At 38.4% G+C, this 16809-nt stretch carries 17 protein-coding genes; 14 read left to right on the forward strand and 3 right to left on the reverse strand.

Going from position 1 to position 16809, the window contains the following annotated elements; translation table 11 throughout:
- Window positions 1–170 precede the first annotated feature (170 nt).
- The 3 genes from tsaA (at window position 171) to NSQ41_RS09370 (ending at window position 2514) form a co-directional block, all read left to right on the forward strand.
- The gene (gene tsaA / locus NSQ41_RS09360) at window positions 171–650 is read left to right on the forward strand and encodes a tRNA (N6-threonylcarbamoyladenosine(37)-N6)-methyltransferase TrmO (protein ID WP_130157274.1); all 480 of its coding nucleotides are present in this window, start codon (window positions 171–173) and stop codon (window positions 648–650) included.
- Window positions 651–879: 229 nt separating this feature from the next.
- Window positions 880–1674, forward strand: a complete 795-nt coding sequence (modA, locus tag NSQ41_RS09365) for a molybdate ABC transporter substrate-binding protein (protein ID WP_339211608.1) — start codon at window positions 880–882, stop codon at window positions 1672–1674.
- Window positions 1675–2001: 327 nt separating this feature from the next.
- Window positions 2002–2514, forward strand: coding sequence for a rubrerythrin (locus NSQ41_RS09370; protein WP_094245830.1), 513 nt, complete (start codon window positions 2002–2004; stop codon window positions 2512–2514).
- Window positions 2515–2841: 327 nt separating this feature from the next.
- Here NSQ41_RS09370 and NSQ41_RS09375 read toward each other — a convergent pair whose 3' ends face one another.
- Both NSQ41_RS09375 and NSQ41_RS09380 read right to left on the reverse strand, forming a co-directional pair.
- Window positions 2842–3699, reverse strand: coding sequence for an oxidoreductase (locus NSQ41_RS09375; protein ID WP_339211543.1), 858 nt, complete (start codon window positions 3697–3699; stop codon window positions 2842–2844).
- A 266-nt stretch (window positions 3700–3965) separates the two neighbouring features.
- Entirely contained in the window at window positions 3966–4877 is a 912-nt protein-coding gene (locus tag NSQ41_RS09380) for a DUF5655 domain-containing protein (protein WP_339211545.1), read from the reverse strand.
- A 734-nt stretch (window positions 4878–5611) separates the two neighbouring features.
- On the opposite strand from NSQ41_RS09380, the gene NSQ41_RS09385 reads away from it, so the two are divergent.
- From NSQ41_RS09385 to arsC, 4 genes are all read left to right on the forward strand, one after another.
- Complete coding sequence (locus NSQ41_RS09385) at window positions 5612–5776, forward strand: DJ-1/PfpI family protein (protein WP_339192822.1); 165 nt, start codon at window positions 5612–5614, stop codon at window positions 5774–5776.
- A 473-nt stretch (window positions 5777–6249) separates the two neighbouring features.
- A complete protein-coding gene (locus NSQ41_RS09390) occupies window positions 6250–6597 on the forward strand; it encodes a metalloregulator ArsR/SmtB family transcription factor (RefSeq protein ID WP_144598537.1) in 348 nt (115 codons plus the stop codon).
- Window positions 6598–6628: 31 nt separating this feature from the next.
- Window positions 6629–7690 carry an ACR3 family arsenite efflux transporter gene (gene arsB, locus NSQ41_RS09395; RefSeq protein ID WP_144598538.1) on the forward strand — a complete coding sequence of 354 codons (1062 nt, stop codon included), beginning with the start codon at window positions 6629–6631 and terminating at the stop codon, window positions 7688–7690.
- 19 nt (window positions 7691–7709) lie between these two features.
- Window positions 7710–8132 (forward strand): arsenate reductase (thioredoxin), encoded by a 423-nt coding sequence (arsC, locus tag NSQ41_RS09400; RefSeq protein WP_339192826.1) that lies wholly within the window; start codon window positions 7710–7712, stop codon window positions 8130–8132.
- Between the two features lie 468 nt (window positions 8133–8600).
- Here the strand turns inward: arsC and NSQ41_RS09405 are convergent, their stop codons facing one another.
- The gene (locus NSQ41_RS09405; protein ID WP_339211547.1) at window positions 8601–10052 is read right to left on the reverse strand and encodes a PLP-dependent aminotransferase family protein; all 1452 of its coding nucleotides are present in this window, start codon (window positions 10050–10052) and stop codon (window positions 8601–8603) included.
- Between the two features lie 138 nt (window positions 10053–10190).
- Here NSQ41_RS09405 and NSQ41_RS09410 point away from each other — a divergent pair, with 138 nt between their 5' ends.
- From NSQ41_RS09410 to NSQ41_RS09440, 7 genes are all read left to right on the forward strand, one after another.
- Window positions 10191–10817, forward strand: coding sequence for a LysE/ArgO family amino acid transporter (locus NSQ41_RS09410; RefSeq protein ID WP_063388315.1), 627 nt, complete (start codon window positions 10191–10193; stop codon window positions 10815–10817).
- A gap of 172 nt (window positions 10818–10989) precedes the next feature.
- Window positions 10990–12132: an aminotransferase class V-fold PLP-dependent enzyme gene (locus tag NSQ41_RS09415; RefSeq protein WP_339211549.1), complete on the forward strand. Its 1143-nt coding sequence runs from the start codon at window positions 10990–10992 to the stop codon at window positions 12130–12132.
- A 263-nt stretch (window positions 12133–12395) separates the two neighbouring features.
- The gene (locus NSQ41_RS09420; RefSeq protein WP_339211551.1) at window positions 12396–12842 is read left to right on the forward strand and encodes a MarR family winged helix-turn-helix transcriptional regulator; all 447 of its coding nucleotides are present in this window, start codon (window positions 12396–12398) and stop codon (window positions 12840–12842) included.
- Between the two features lie 604 nt (window positions 12843–13446).
- Window positions 13447–14241: an arsenite methyltransferase gene (locus NSQ41_RS09425; protein ID WP_339211552.1), complete on the forward strand. Its 795-nt coding sequence runs from the start codon at window positions 13447–13449 to the stop codon at window positions 14239–14241.
- A gap of 230 nt (window positions 14242–14471) precedes the next feature.
- The gene (locus tag NSQ41_RS09430; protein WP_339211554.1) at window positions 14472–14963 is read left to right on the forward strand and encodes an N-acetyltransferase family protein; all 492 of its coding nucleotides are present in this window, start codon (window positions 14472–14474) and stop codon (window positions 14961–14963) included.
- Between the two features lie 179 nt (window positions 14964–15142).
- Window positions 15143–15301 carry a hypothetical protein gene (locus NSQ41_RS09435; protein ID WP_339211556.1) on the forward strand — a complete coding sequence of 53 codons (159 nt, stop codon included), beginning with the start codon at window positions 15143–15145 and terminating at the stop codon, window positions 15299–15301.
- A gap of 310 nt (window positions 15302–15611) precedes the next feature.
- Window positions 15612–16799 (forward strand): CaiB/BaiF CoA-transferase family protein, encoded by a 1188-nt coding sequence (locus NSQ41_RS09440; RefSeq protein ID WP_339211609.1) that lies wholly within the window; start codon window positions 15612–15614, stop codon window positions 16797–16799.
- Window positions 16800–16809: the final 10 nt, after the last annotated feature.

Here is a 16809-nt window from a genome sequence, read left to right on the forward strand (position 1 = left end):
CTCTGGCTTTGTTTTATCACTTTTTGGCACTGGAATATCTGGTTTTCTTGATTCGTGAGCACTGGAAATGAAAAACCAAAAAGAGAAACATAAGTATATCTTTTTCTATTATATTTATTTATAATTAAATATAATTAATTATAAATAAAAGAATATAGGATGTTGTAAAGATGAACATTCATTTTAAAGCGATAGGAAAAATTCTAACCCCTTTTAACACCTTGGAAGGAATGCCGATTCAATCGGCAGCGGCGAAAAATGTAGAAGGAACAATAGAGCTTAACCCATTGTATGTAGAAGGAATGAAAGATCTGGACGGCTTTTCTCATCTTATTCTTATTTATTATTTTCATAAGGTTCATGAATATTCATTGCAGGTAGTTCCTTTCTTAGATGATCAACCCCATGGTATTTTTGCAACAAGATTCCCGAAAAGACCGAACCCAATCGGCTTTTCAGTCGTTCGATTGAAAAGTATTGAGGGGAACCATATCCATGTCCTAGATGTCGATGTATTGAACGAAACACCACTACTCGATATAAAGCCTTATGTTCCGATGTTTGATGCAATAGAAACATCTAAGATTGGATGGTTTGAAAAAAGAATCGAAAACGTAGATAAAGTAAAAGCTGATAAAAGCATTTATTGAAAAGGCGGTATTGGCAAGGCCGATTAAAAAGCACCTTATGGTTTTTTTCATTGCACTGAACAAAATGTTTTTTTCTATCCATGAACGGAGACACTTTACTATTCTATATAATTATATTTTATATAAATTAATTATATACTATACAAAATAGTTATAAGAAATTATAATAAGTTTTATATTAGATTATAAAAATAGAAGGGGGAGAGAAAGCATGAAGCATTCTATTCGCATGATCATGATCATGTTTTTGTGTGCTTCAATCTTTTTTATTTTTGGTTGTACAAACGAGGGAGAAAAACAGGAATCAAAGAAGACAGAGGATAAACAGACAGTAAAATTAACCATCTCAGCAGCCGCAAGCTTACAAGATGCCTTAACGGAAATTCAGAAAAAGTATGAAAAAGAACATGAAAATATAAAAATTACATTTAACTTTGGAAGTTCTGGTGCATTGCAACAGCAAATCGAACAAGGAGCGCCGGTAGACCTATTTTTCTCGGCTGCTGAAAATAAGTTTCGTCCACTCGTAGACAAAGGATTGATTAACAAAGAAGAGAGTAAAAACTTGTTAGGAAATGAAATCGTTTTAATCGTTCCGAAAGATAAAGCAGACACAGTAAAAGGATTTCAGTCTTTGGCAGACAGCGGTATTAAGCAATTTGCATTAGGAAATCCTGAAACTACTCCAGCAGGTCAATACGGGCAGCAAACTCTGACCAAGCTAAATCTTTGGCCAAAAGTAAAAGAGAAAGTCGTATACACAAAGGATGTGCGCCAAGTATTATCATATGTAGAAGCAAATACAGTGGACGCAGGAATTGTATTCAAAACTGATGCCCAAATATCTGATAAGGTAAAAATTGTCGACATCGCAGACGCAAATATGCATGATCCTATTATTTATCCAGTTGGCATCATTAAGGACACAAAGCATAAAAAAGAGGCTGCCGATTTCTATCAGTACCTACAGACAGAAGATTCGTTTCAAATTTTTGAAAAATTCGGATTTAAGATTTTGAAATAAGCGGGCTTCATTACTTTAAAAACAAAAAATCATAAACATCGATATATCAACGTTTCTAAAACATTAATGGGGGCGTCAATAAGCCGTATAAACGACTTATAAGACACCCCCAAAGCTCCTCAAGAACAACACTGTCATATTTTGGAGCACGAGGACTATGAGATGATAAGACCTTACATCGTTATTAGGTAATTGATTATGGTTTGTCAAAAACTTTTAGTAAAGGGCCCCTGCTAATCGACTTTCAAAAAAATAACCATGCACAACTCATGAAAGCAGCCCATAAAGTATATTATCATTCTAATGGATAATCGGGAGGAATCTATATTGAGTTATACATTTCCGGGAGGTCAACCGCAGGGGAAGCCCATCTTTATCACAAGTAAAATCAGGGAAGCGATGGTCGCTGAGTTAACCGCAATTAATGATTATAATTACCATATTGCAAATTCCAACATGGAAGAAGTCAATAGGGTTTGGAGAATGATCATGCTGGATGAAAAAAAACATTACGGAATGTTTCTAACCCTCTTGCGCAAATACGATCCTGTACAATATCAAACCTATCTCTACTATCAAAACACTCATTTGGATGTAAAGGAACCAATGCAGACCTATAGACCCAATTATGATAAACAATTGATATTAAATCTTGTCAGAAGTGATCTTAAAGGAGAACTAGAGACAGCCGTACTTTATGATCAATATGCAGCTGAAATCTCTATCCCGGATGTTAGTCATGTTTTCTCTGTCATTAGCCGTGATGAGAAATTCCATGCAGAACATTTAACGAAGCTCTTGATAAGTTATGATCCTGATCCCTACAATGGTCTGAAATAAAACTGAACTAAGCCCTTAAACGGTGAATTCCCTCCTTACTCAAGGGGAATGTGTCATCCTCATTCCCCTTGAGTAAGCAGTCTTCTCACCATAAATGATAAATCTAAAAGTCATGTCATTCATATAAGCTTCCCTAGCAATTTTTTATCTACAACTATTTCCACTTGTGATACGGTTCACCTTTAATTAATCTTAAACTGTTCAACAAATTCAATCCCTTTCCATTAGTGAAGTGACAAAAAATATCATCAAACTATAATTTTACTGAACCGTAAACTCTGACTCTTCACCTCTATATTTTTGAACTAATGTCCCAGCATCACGATTCTAACTCTCCCACAGCCGCTTCATCACCATCCGCTCCCACCACTTCCACGGCAATATATTTTTCAAGACCATTCCTAATTTCACGCCTTTGCCAACCGGATACCGCAATTTCGGATAAGGAGACTTTGCCACGTGTACAATCTGTTGGATCACTTCATACGGAGAGGGTGCCGTGTCAGCAACATGGTTGACATATTTCAAAATTTTCTCCATCTCTTTAACATAAGGAGAATCCGGATTGACCGATACCGCATCCAGCCCTTTTGACCAGATTTCCGTTTTATAGGATCCCGGTTCAATTAAAACGACATGAACACCGTACGGCAGCATCTCTAAACGCAAAGACTCGCTGAATCCTTCCACCGCAAACTTGGATGCCACATAAGGTCCCATAGAAGGGAATCCGATTCGTCCGCTAATACTGCTTATATTCACAACCTTGCCGCTTCTGCGTGCCCTCATCGACGGCAAAACAGCTTTTGTTACTGCCACCAAACCGAAAAAATTCGTTTCAAATTGCCTCTGCCATTCTTCAACAGCAAGCTCCTCCGTAAACCCTCCCGCTGCATACCCCGCGTTGTTTACCAACAGATCAATTTGGCCGTAATCTTCAATCACATTCTGAATTACAGTTTCCGCTGCTGAAAAATCGGTTACATCTAGTTGGATAATCTCAATCCGGTCTGTTACACCTGCTTCTTTGGCTGCCGCTTCCAGTCGTCCTCTCTTATCCAAATCTCTCATTGAAGCCAGCACGCGGTAGCCTTCGCGGGCAAGCGCTACACTTGTTAGCAATCCAAAGCCGCTTGAAGCTCCTGTAACAAACGCAACAGGTTGTTTCTTTAAAGTTTGATTCACAAGATTCCCTCCAGCTATTCATATTCTAACACTGCCTTTTTGTCAAATATATGTAGAGCATCATCACTGCTTTCGTTCGCAAATTCCTTCAAAAATCTGCTCCACCTAGATGTTTTGACAATTCCTGTCTCTTCTTAATAAACACTTTTTATTGGAATTGTATCATGGAAATAATGAGATAAAATAAATCCTGCCTTCTTTACAGAGGATTGGTTAAAAATATTTAATTATTAAAAATCGCCAAGTATAATAATTACCGGCGATTTTTAACTTCTATCATAGCTCATATGAATAAGTCGCTTTGCCTTTTCAAAATCTTCATCATTATAAATACTGACTTCTAAATCCCCTGTTCCGATATGACCGATATTTCGAACATCACGGCTAAATCCTAGCTCGAGTTCAATTTCATCTGGATTCACTTTTAAAAATAAGACGATTTTTTCTGTCTGAGGATGCACTTCTAAGCAGACAAAATTTTTAATGCGCTTAAAGGCTATGTAGTATTTTAATACAGCCATTTGTACATCATCGCCTAGTGCCATAATATATGCTTTTATTGCTTCAAACCGGTCTTTTAATTCTGTACTGGATTGTTCCAGATATTCGGAGACTGTCTTATATCCGGGCTTCGATGAGTTAATATGGTTTTCAACTTCCAGTAATGGTTGTGCAGTTGTTGCATTTACTAAATCGAGCAAAAGAAATCCATCTTTATAAAACTTATACTGGTACAACTCAATGTTCCGATTTATTTGTTGAACAGCATGTTCGTCATATTTTGTGAATCCACCCGCAATACATAATAAGCGCGGATTCGTCCAATCAATTGCGTCAGCCAAGTCATTACCGTATTTGCGCATTACCATAAGAGTGAATTCTGCTTTATGATCCAACAGCCAGTCCAGATAATATAATCCTTGGTTAATGACATTTTCATTGACAGCTCGTTTATATTCGATAATAACTGGAGAGTTATTTTCATCAATACCTAATGTATCGATTCTGCCGCCATGTGTCTTACCAGTAGAATATTCTGATGCTAAAAACCGAACACCTAAAAATGTTTCAAGATTACGCTCAATAAGGGTTTGCAGCGATTTTTCAATTGTCAGAGATGTGCCTTCCAATTCACTTACATGTTCTCCATTTATACGAAATAATTTAATATCACCCATGGAACTACTCCTTTTTTTATTGTGAATCTAAAACTACGATTACAATAAATGAATAATGATAGTATACAATAAGCGTTGATATTTAGCGGACTAAATAATTTTTTCGCTTGTAAATGAGACATATTAGTCAATCTATGTAAAGAATACGGAAGAACGTAACAAAAGACCCCAATTCAATTTTAATAATGTTCCACTCGTTCGGAAATATGTTTGCAAAATTATTTTGGCTCTTGGAAATACTAGAGAAACCAATCAATACATTCATTACAAAGACTGCTTGATTATTAACTACATGAAATGTTTATTACCTTTACAAGAAAGGAAATCATGTTGCAAATTGCAACACCAAAGAAGAAAAAAAGTAAAACTGTTAATCGCTTTTACTCAAGTGTCGTTATTAAACTATGAAAAAATTGGGGAATTTTAACGTTTTATTTTTCCTCATAATCAATTGTATTTATATCCATTACCAGTATAATGTATAAAAATGTAGTCAAGAGGTGATATCAGTAAATCAAATCATCAAAATAGTTCTGCGAGATCGAAAGCATGTTGAAGCATATGTACGTACGGAACAAAAGATGGTCGAGGACAATCGATATGAAAGTGCAGATTTTTGCAATTCAAGCCGTGTAAACTAAGTTGTCCAGGGCGGGACATTATTTGCTATCAGATCCAGTTTCAAAAATCAACAGCTGCTTGAATGGATTTTAAATTTTTACAAGTCTGGCGGCATGGTCGCATCGGTATGTTCAGGTGCACTATTGTTGGCAGAAGCAGGTCTATTATCCGGCAAAAAGGCAACTACACATTCATTTGCGATTGAATACATGAAATCTAATTATATGGACATTGAAGTAGTTCAAATGTCCGATTTTTGGATGAAGGCAATATTCTAACTTCTGCTGGAGTGTCAGCTGGAATCGATATGTCTTTATACATTGTAGCAAAATTACTGGGAGAAACAGTAGCACGTACAACAGCAGCTACAGAAGAATATCCATACTGGTCTGAAAATATTGGGGGAGCTGGTCGGAAGTTTTAGTAAAGTTGAGCATCACTTGACTGTAACTTGATTTTCATGCAGGCGAAACAGCGAAAATTTCTGTTTCGCGTAAAGTTATTTGCACTGATTTTAAAAATTTCTTTCATACTTTCGGGTCAATTATAAAGATTATGTTAAAAATCGTATTTTCCGTTGATTTATATAAGTATATTGTTATATGTTTATTGAAGTTAAGGAAATGATAATACTAAACAGTATTCATGTCGTGGATATGAAAAGACATTTTTTAGTGTGCGATGAACCATAAAGTAGATTGATATATAAGTAAATATTTATATAACTATATATGTATAGGGGGTGTTCCAAATGCAAAAAGTAGTGGTGGAAATAGAAAAAGCAGCACACGTTTTAAAGCTACTCGGTGATAAAACACGTTTAACGATTATGGCCATTTTAAAGAAACGCGAGTGTTGCGTCTGTGAGCTTCTAGAAGTATTTGATATGAGTCAGCCGGCTATTAGTCAGCATTTACGCAAGTTAAAAGATGCAGGATTAGTAAAAGAAGATAGAAGGGGGCAATGGATTTATTATTCTCTCAATCTAGAAAATGAGTTATATGATTTCATTCAAGAAATTCTGCAGCACATTCCAGATCAAACAGAGAATATTCGTAAGATTGAGGAAACCAACCCTACACTCCGTTGTGGTTGTTAACCTATTAATTTTAATTTAATTGGGAGGGAAAATGAATAATACGGGGAAAAAACGCCTATCGTTCTTGGATCGATATCTAACGCTTTGGATTTTCCTAGCTATGGCAGCAGGAATTGGCTTTGGATCTGTCTTTCCGGGCTTTGTAGACGCAATAAACAGTTTACAGGCAGGAACCACATCGATTCCAATTGCCATTGGTTTAATTTTCATGATGTATCCTCCGTTAGCAAAAGTTCGCTACGAGGAGATGGGACGCGTCTTTAAAGACATAAAAGTATTGGTTTTGTCCCTTGTACAAAATTGGATTATTGGACCAATATTGATGTTTGTATTGGCGATTGTATTTTTGCCGGATAAGCCGGAATACATGGTCGGACTCATCCTAATCGGTCTGGCACGTTGTATTGCGATGGTGATCGTCTGGAATGATTTAGCGAAAGGAGACAGAGAGTACGCAGCTGGGCTTGTAGCGTTTAACTCTGTATTCCAAGTGCTATTTTACTCTGTTTATGCGTATGTGTTTGTAACAATCATTCCAGAATGGTTAGGACTAGAAGGTGCTGTCGTTCATATTACAATGACGGAAGTCGCCAAGTCGGTGTTCATTTACTTAGGAATTCCGTTTCTTGGCGGAATGGTGACGCGCTTTTTGTTGGTAAAAGCAAAGGGCAGACAATGGTATGAAAAAGTATTCATTCCAAAAATCAGCCCGATTACATTGATTTCTTTATTGTTTACGATTATCGTCATGTTCTCTTTAAAAGGAGACGCTATCGTAAGTTTGCCGTTGGATGTAGTGAGAGTCGCCATTCCATTGTTCATTTACTTTGTATTGATGTTTTTCGTTTCCTTCTTCTTGGGGAAGAAATTTGGAGCGAGCTACCCTGTCACCACCACACTTGCCTTTACAGCCGGCAGCAATAACTTTGAGTTAGCGATTGCTGTAGCTGTTGGCGTGTTTGGGATCCATTCTGGTGCAGCATTTGCAGCTGTCATTGGACCACTTGTGGAAGTGCCTGTCATGATTGCATTGGTCAACGTAGCATTATGGTTTAAACGAAAATACTTTAAAACCGAATCAGTATCATACTAACAACAAAGGTGGAATGAACATGAAAGACAAAAAGACGATTTACTTCTTATGCACTGGCAACTCTTGCCGCAGCCAAATGGCAGAAGGATGGGCAAAAAAATATCTTGGCGACGAGTGGGAAGTGTACAGCGCCGGTATCGAAGCTCGCGGATTAAATCCAAACGCGGTAAAAGTCATGAAAGAAGTAGGAATTGATATTTCGAACCAAACATCGGATATCATTGATCCGGAAATTTTAAATAAAGCGGATTTGGTCGTAACATTATGCGGTCACGCCGCAGACCATTGCCCGGTAACACCTCCGCACGTGAAACGCGTACATTGGGGATTCGATGATCCTGCGAAGGCAGAGGGGACAGAAGAAGAAAAATGGGCTGTTTTCATGCGTGTTCGCGATGAGATTGGTGAAAGAATTAAACGTTTTGCTGAGACTGGTGAATAACTTCCTTCAGTCCCTCCATATCAATAACAAAAAGAGCCTGGAGAACTTTCTCGGGCTCTTCGTGTTTTTTAGGAGAAGAATTAGACAATTAACGAAAAAGTCATATAGCATTGGCTGTTGCAAGACAATATCAACATTAAGATTAATAGATTTGCTGCAATGGGGCAGATTTTAGGGAGAAAAATAGATATTTAATTTAGGTAAAAGTTTTAAGGGATTTATAGTACGATTTGAGGCTTCAATTATTACATTTTTGAAACACCGCCCGATTTCTAACATTATTTTATTTTGGTTATGTGTAGTTTAAGTGGGGCTTGAAAGAATAAAATCGAGAAAGCTTCCGATACAAGCGTCGATTCACAATCGCCTGAATGTGGGACCTATTCAAGTTTCGATATTGGCTGTTTTATACGAGATGTTGATGTATGCGATGGATTCAACTACCGCTATGGAACGCACGTTAAAGAGTTAGGTGATTAGTTGTCGGATGACTTTCGAAAGACGGAACATTCCTTTCTCCAGGTCAGCTAAAGAAGCGTAGGAATAAGAAAGGCGAAGGTACTGGGCTGCATGCTTATCATAGACATTTCCTGGATTTAATAGAATTCCATGCTCTAATGATTTTTCAAAAAGTTCCCGTATGGAGATTGAAGGCAATATGCGCAGCCATATATAAAAACCACCTCTAGGAACAGTCCAGGTCGCAATATCGGAAAAATACCTCTGTAATAAATCAATCATGATCTCTCTTCGAACCTTCAATTCTTTTCTGACCTCTTCCAAATGTTGATGATAGAGCCCGCTTGCTAGCCATTCCGCAACTGCCCATTGAGACAAGGAACTGGATCCGTAATCGGTTTGCATTTTAATATCCGCCAATCGCTCAATAACAGGCTTCGGTCCGACTATCCAGCCGATTCTCAGACCGGGACTCAATGTTTTCGACATGCTCCCAAGATATAAAACAAGCCCATTTTTATCGATGGCTTTCAATGGTGGGGGAGGCGGTGAATCGAGCCAGAGTTCTCGGTATACGTCATCTTCAATAATCGGCAGCCGCTCCTTTTCGCATACATCGATCAGTTTTCTCCGTCTTGCTTCGGACATCAAAATTCCTGTTGGATTATGAAAGGACGGAATTGTATAAAGCAATGAAGCATTTTGCCGCTTTTTTTGTTCCGAAATCTTATTTGCTTGAATTCCATGCTCATCTAAAGGAAGTCCAAATAATCGCATTTCGACAGATTGAAATACATGCAGGGAATACAGGTACGATGGTTTTTCCAGAAAGATCGTAGCACCTCGCCGCAATAGACCTATTGATATCAATTGCAATGCCTGCAGAGCTCCTGACACAATCAAAATGGAAGAAGGGGAAGCTTCAATCCCGATGGTTTTCAAATATCTACTGAGCTGTTCCCTGAGAAAAAGCAGCCCTTTCGGTTCCTCGTAGCCAAGTGAATCAATGTGCCCCGTCAGCTTTTCAAATACTTGTTTCATCATCTCACGTGGAAATAAATCTGGAGAAAGCTCTCCTGTTCCTAGCCGGATGATATTTGAATCAAACTCTGCTTTATTGATTTCCTGTATCGTAGGCAAATTAGGATAATAACTCCCCGCTTGCACATAGGAATTCCAGTCTGGGGGAGGGGTAGAGGTCATCAAAGACCATGAATTGTTAATAATCTTGGTACCGCTCCCTCTTTTTCCTTCCAGCAATCCATCAGCAATCAATTCTTCCATAGCCGCCACGATCGTACTGCGGTTCACTCCGAATGCTTGGGCCAATGTGCGTTGAGGAGGGATTTTTGTCCCTAAAGTCCATTCTCCTGTTTCAATCTTTTCTTTAATATATTCTTTGATCTGGATATAAAGGGGAACTGGAGTCGATTTGTCTGGCTTCCAATCTAATTCATTCATGAAAAAATACTCTCCCTTTACAATCATATGAGTCGATTATACAACTTGGTTGGTATTGAATCCATCCAATTGGTTGGAGACAATAATCGATTTCCGAGTAAAATTGTATTCATATGCTATACAATAGGAGGGATTGGAATGGAGGAAGCCTTTATTCACGGACTTATTCTTGCATTTGGACTTATTCTTCCTCTTGGCGTCCAAAACGTTTTTATTTTTAATCAAGGAGCTCTTCAGAAACACTTCATTCATGCGCTCCCAGCCGTTTTAACTGCTTCACTATGTGATACACTTTTAATCATCCTTGCTGTTTTCGGAGTATCTATTATGGTCTTGGGTTCTTTTTTGATCAAAACGATTATGCTGTGCTTAGGAATTTTATTTTTGTTATATATGGGGTGGAGCACTTGGAAAAGTACCTCTTCTACTGATAAAGAGAATAACGAAAAAACAGCCAAGGAAACTTTTACACCATTCAAACAAGTTCTCTTTTCAGCATCGGTCTCGCTGCTCAATCCACATGCGATCATGGATACGATTGGCGTGATCGGAACGAGTTCACTTCAATACAATGGAGGGGAAAAAGCAGCTTTTGCACTTGCCTGTATTCTAGTTTCTTGGATCTGGTTTGCGGGGCTGGCTTTGGCAGGACGGAGAATAGGGGATCTAGATAAATCTGGACACTTGATGAGTGCTTTCAACAAAATTTCCGCGCTCGTCATGTGGGGAGCAGCGATTTATATTGGATTCACACTGGCAAAATAAAAACAGGAGTTTGCAGTAGAGGTTTCATTACTCCAAATAGTAAACTCTTGTAAGTCTATGAAACAGGATAATAAACTAAAAGAAAAAATCCAGTTGCTGATTACTATAATAATCAGGAGACCAATAACTAGGAGAAAATTTTTTTTTGCGGAGTTAAAAGGAGGAGATAGGATTGAAACACCCGTATGCTCATTATCGTCCTTTATTTCCTGTTTTAGCATCGAAAATCCATCTGGCGAGCTGTTCGCAAGGAGCCATTTCAAAAACTGTTTCCGAATCGATTGAAGCGTATATGAATAGTTTGCTAACGGCGGGGGTTAATTGGAATCAAGCAATAAAAGTAGTTGAACAGGCAAAATACAGTTTTGCAAAATTAATCGGTGCTGAACCTAATGAAATTGCTGTATTATGCTCGGTCTCTGACATTTTTTCTGCTATCGCCTCTTCACTTTCTTTTGAAAAAGGGAAAAATATCATTGTGACGACAGATATGGACTTTCCAACCGCCGGTCATGTATGGCTCGCTCAGGAGAAATTTGGAGCAAAGGTCAGATTTATTCCTTCTCAACAAGGAGTCATTCCTTTAGAATATTATGAACGTTATGTAACGTCTGACACACTTGTCACATCCATTTCCCATGTCTGTTATTACAACGGTTTTAAACAAGATCTCAAAGCGATTGCAGACATTGTTCATCGTAAAGGTTCACTTCTTTTTGTTGATGCATATCAATCTGCTGGACAGGTGCCTATTGATGTAAAGAAAATGGATATCGACATATTGGCAGCAGGAACAAGGAAATACATGTTAGGTATTCCGGGAATATCCTTCCTATACATAAAAGCTGAATTGGCAGAGAAATGGAAACCGCGTGTCACAGGATGGTTTGGTCAGGAGGATCATTCGAAATTCAATGTTCATCAAATTATACCAGCAGCTGGAACACGTCGTTTTGAGACTGGAACGCCTTCTTTTATAAGCGCTTATGCAGCAGCTGCCGCTATTCGTTTACTTCTTGAAATAGGAGTGGAGAATATATCTTCTTATTTAAACCTATTAGCTCAATTCGCATTAGATTATGGACAAGAAAAAGGATTACACACTGTTACTCCTTTATCGGCTCACAAAAGAGGCGGCATAACTGCTTTTTATGTAAAAAATGCTGGGCAAATAGAATCGATCTTGAAAGAGAGAAATATCATTGTTTCTGCTAGAAACGACGTCATCCGAATCGCTCCTCATTTTTACAATACGCAGGATGATATTCGGCAAGCAATTGACGAGCTAACAACTGTTTTAACAGCGAATAAATAAGCAGCACAGGTCTAGGTACTGAAAGACTCGAAACTTTTGCATGGTTCCAATAACAATATATGAGTGGTTTAAAGCGGACAAAAGATTTGTGTGAATAGTCTATTTTTAACTTTATAGTGCAAAATTCAGCTAGTTTCACAACTAATGTCTTAACAGTTTTTTTCGGCTCCATTCAACGATCTGATGGAGCTTCAGTTTATTATTAAAAATGATTATTTGCAAATTGCAAATAATATAGTATAAATAAATATAGAGGTGAAAAAATGGAAAACGTTAGAGAGCTTTTTCAAGTGATGACACGTCGTTTTGGATTGCTGAATAAAAATTGCTGTTCTATTGATGGTGTTGATATTTCTCTCGTTCAAAGCCATATTCTATATGAAATTGATAAAAGAGAATACCCTTCTATGCAACAAGTGGCCGAAGTATTGGGAATGGATATTACGACATTCAGCAGACAGATTCAAAATTTGGTCAAAATGGGTTTAGTAAAAAAAACGCCGCTCCCTGAAGATCGAAGAGTATACACGTTATCTCTAACCAACGAGGGAAAATTTATAGCAACAACTATCGATCGAGAAATCAGACAATATTTAGAAGAGGTATTTTCACACATGACGGAATTCGAGAAAGAAACAGTAATTCGTTCGATTAAATTGTTGAATGAGTGCATGGCAAAATCGAGCGTATGTTGCAAACCATTATTTTAAGGCAAGCTATCTTGGCTTGCCAATTCGTTAAACTTATATTTGCATTTTGCAAATAAAATAAAAGAGATAAGATTATTCGAAAATTTCTTTCTGTTTCGTTGGAATGAACTCTTTTATTTTTAGTATTTTAATTGTTATTCACTTTTTAGATAGATATATTCAGGTTTGAAAAATACGGATTGAAAGTCAAGTTGAAAGTCAAGCTATGCAAAGTAATGGCGAAAGGAGAGATAAAGATTAAAAAGGAAACATGAGAGAAGATTTACAGGACACCTTTTACTATTTGCTTTTGGGTTCAGGCGTTGGAGCCGTTATTCATGGCGCTGTACCGACAGAATGAATTTCAATCTAAATGGGGGTGTATTGCTGCAATCATCGAAAATCCTTGGAATGTCCGTCTTTTCGTGATTCCTATCTCGCCAATGTTGATTACAATGAGCATGACATTGCATTGATGATTAACTGAGAAGCTGCAAGCTTACCGGGATATCAATATTGCACAGTATCTTTAAAAAGAAACTAGTCTTTGCGTTTGTAGACTCTGTCATGACGATGGCAGGGTTATTAGGATTTTTATTCTATCTTATTTAAGGAGTGATCACTTATGAATCACATGAATAACGATCAAATCCGGCAAAATGTCCGAAACCGCTATAAGAAAATTGCGCTGCAGGAAGTGAATTCTGGGGGTTGTTGTTCAGTCAGTTCCGGAGGTTGTGGTACACCTAAGGAGGTATCGGCAAAACTAGGTTATTCGGATGAGGAATTATCTGCCGTACCAGAAGGAGCCAATCTTGGACTTGGCTGCGGCAACCCGCTGGCAATTACGGAATTGAAACCTGGAGAAGTAGTGTTGGATCTTGGTAGCGGTGCTGGATTTGATTGCTTTCTGGCGGCACAACAGGTTGGAGAAACCGGCCGCATCATTGGTGTAGATATGACGCCAGAAATGATCAGCAAAGCTCGGAATAATGCTGCCAAGAATGGTTATACCAACACTGAATTTCGATTAGGAGAGATTGAACATTTACCGGTTGCAGATCGTACGGTTGATGTTATTATTTCCAATTGTGTCATTAATCTTTCTCCAGATAAGCCCCAAGTGTTCAAGGAAGCCTATCGTGTGCTGAAAACAGGTGGTCGCCTTGTCATTTCCGACGTTGTAGCGACAGCAGAGCTTCCATCGGAAATCAAAAACAATATGGATGTCTTGTATTCGAGCTGCGTATCAGGAGCAGCATCAATTAGAGAACTGGAATCATTGTTGCAACAGAGTGGATTCATACAGATCACCATTGAACCGAAAGATGAATCGAAGGAGTTTATCAAAGACTGGGTGCCTGGAGCGAACATCGAAGATTACATTGCTTCTGCGGTCATAAAAGCAATGAAACCTTAAAAAACGTGGTGTAACAGATTAGAAACTGTTAGGTAAGACAAAATGAGCAACTTGTTTTCCATGATGATTCCGATCTCATGAAAAAAGTGAAGATATTGCATACAAAACCGTTATGGATGTTGCCCATCTACATTTAATCGTAAGTGTTGTTATTGTGACATAGAAAAGGCAGTAGGGCGATTCCTAGTGCCTTTTGCCTTTTCTATATAAAAAATAAGGAGAGATTAAATATGAACATTCGCAGCTTTTACAAAGAGGATTGGCTGCAAGTGAAGGAAATTTACGAGCAAGGAATTGCGACAGGACAAGCAACGTTTGAAACGACAGTGCCACAATTCGAAAAATGGGAATCGACAATTGCTGAAAACTTGTGTCTGGTTGCTGAAGATGAAAAAGGTATTCAAGGCTGGTGTAAGATCAGTAAAGTATCAGATCGCTGCGTATATGCAGGAGTGGGAGAGGTGAGTGTATATGTTCGAGATGTGAGCCGAGGAAATGGTGTTGGAAAACAACTTCTGCAAGCCATGATCAAAGAATCGGAAGCAAAAGGATTTTGGACATTAAATGCAGGGATTTTCCCTGAAAACATACCAAGCTTACGTTTACATCAAAGTGTTGGATTTCGTGAAGTTGGTATACGACAACGTTTAGGAAAGTTAAATGGCGTATGGCGTGATGTTGTATTCCTTGAACGCCGCAGCAAAATTGTGGGTATAGATTAATCGTTGCTTTAAAAAAATGATAAACATTTCAATTGAACAGGAAGTGATGGAATTTGTTAGGTAAAAGGGAAAACAGCAATTTATCAAAATTTTCTTTATATATTGGAATGGATAAAGAAATTAAATATAATAAAAATGATAATCATTATCATTAATGGATTGTGGAAGGGGGTATTATGTTGACTTCACATTTATTGATTAGGGATATTCACGATTATTTTGATCATTTCAGTCAACTTGTGCATGGACATGTTCAAAACAATGATTGGGAACAACAGTTTTTCCTGCCTTCACATATTGGGAACGGAACGGTTGACATCATTGCATCTAGGGGTTAAGCAAAAAATAACAGGTAATGAACGATAAGCAAAACAGGCGCGAAATGTTTATATATTTTTGGTAAAATCCTCTTGAAATATTCAGAAAATTCTTTTAAAATAAGTGTAAACTTCATCCTATCTACCTTTTACAGGTGAAGGTAATGAAGATATCTCTTCTTATCTTAATTTAACAGTTGACTGATAAGATTCCATTTCCAGCCTTAGCCGGCTGGTTCAAATGGTTCGTAAAGCCAGTCCATATCACTAAAGTGTGTTTGGGCTGGCTTTTTTGTTTTTAAGAAACCTTTTTCAATAGGAGGCGGTGAACATCGGAGGCGCACTAGAGGGTGTAAAGGTATTAGATTTGACTAGGGTGCTTGCCGGCCCATATTGTACAATGATTTTGGCAGACCTCGGAGCAGATGTTATTAAGGTAGAAGCCCCGGGCGGCAGCGACGAAACGAGGTTCTGGGGACCGCCGTTTCAAAACGGTGTCAGTGCTTACTATTTATGTACAAATCGCAATAAGCGAAGCATTACCGTAAATCTGAAATCAGAAGAGGGCAGGGAAATCATTCGAATTCTGGCAAAAGAAGCGGACGTGCTCATTCATAATTTTAAAACTGGATCGATGGAAAAATGGCAGCTCGACTACGACGCCTTACAAAAAATAAATTCGCGGCTCGTCTATTGTTCCATCACGGGATTCGGGGAAACGGGCCCGTACCGGTATCTGCCGGGTTATGACTTTATTATTCAAGGGATGAGCGGCCTGATGAGTATAACCGGAAGCGAAGAGAGCGGTCCAATGAAAATCGGTGTTGCCATGGTGGATATTTTAACAGGATTATATTCGGTCATTTCCATTGAAGCGGCTTTGTTGGAAAGGGGAAGATCCGGCAAGGGGCAAAAAATTGATCTATCACTGATGGATACAGCGGTCAGCTCGCTTGCCAATGTCGCCAGCAATTATCTAATTTCCGGGAAGGTACCGCGTAGACTCGGGAATGACCATCCGAATATAGTCCCTTATTCGAAATTCAAAGCGTTAGATGGGGACATAATTATCGCAGTCGGGAATAACCGGCAGTTTGCCACACTATGTGAAGTAATGGGGCTGAGCGAAATGGCAATGGATGCTCGCTTCTGTACGAATGTGGCAAGAATGGAAAATAAGCTGGAGCTGACGAGGATTTTAGAATACCAGCTCCAGCTCAAAACGGTCAATGAGTGGATAAAACTGTTTTCAGAAAAAAATATTCCATGCGGTCCCATCCATACTATAGATCAAGTATTTGAACATCCACAAGTTTTGGCCCGTGATATGGTTGTCCAAGTCGAACACCCGGAAGCAGGAATGGTAAAACTCGTTGGTTCGCCTGTTAAACTATCAAGAACGAATACAAAGATAGAACGTCATCCGCCGATGGCCGGGGAGCATACATGGGAAATCCTGCAGGAAGCTGGATTTTCATTTGAGGAGATTACCTATTTTAAAGAGAATAACATTATTTAATCGCGGGAGG

It is taken from the genome of Aeribacillus sp. FSL K6-8210, assembly GCF_037963925.1.
GTDB lineage: Bacteria > Bacillota > Bacilli > Bacillales > Aeribacillaceae > Aeribacillus > Aeribacillus composti.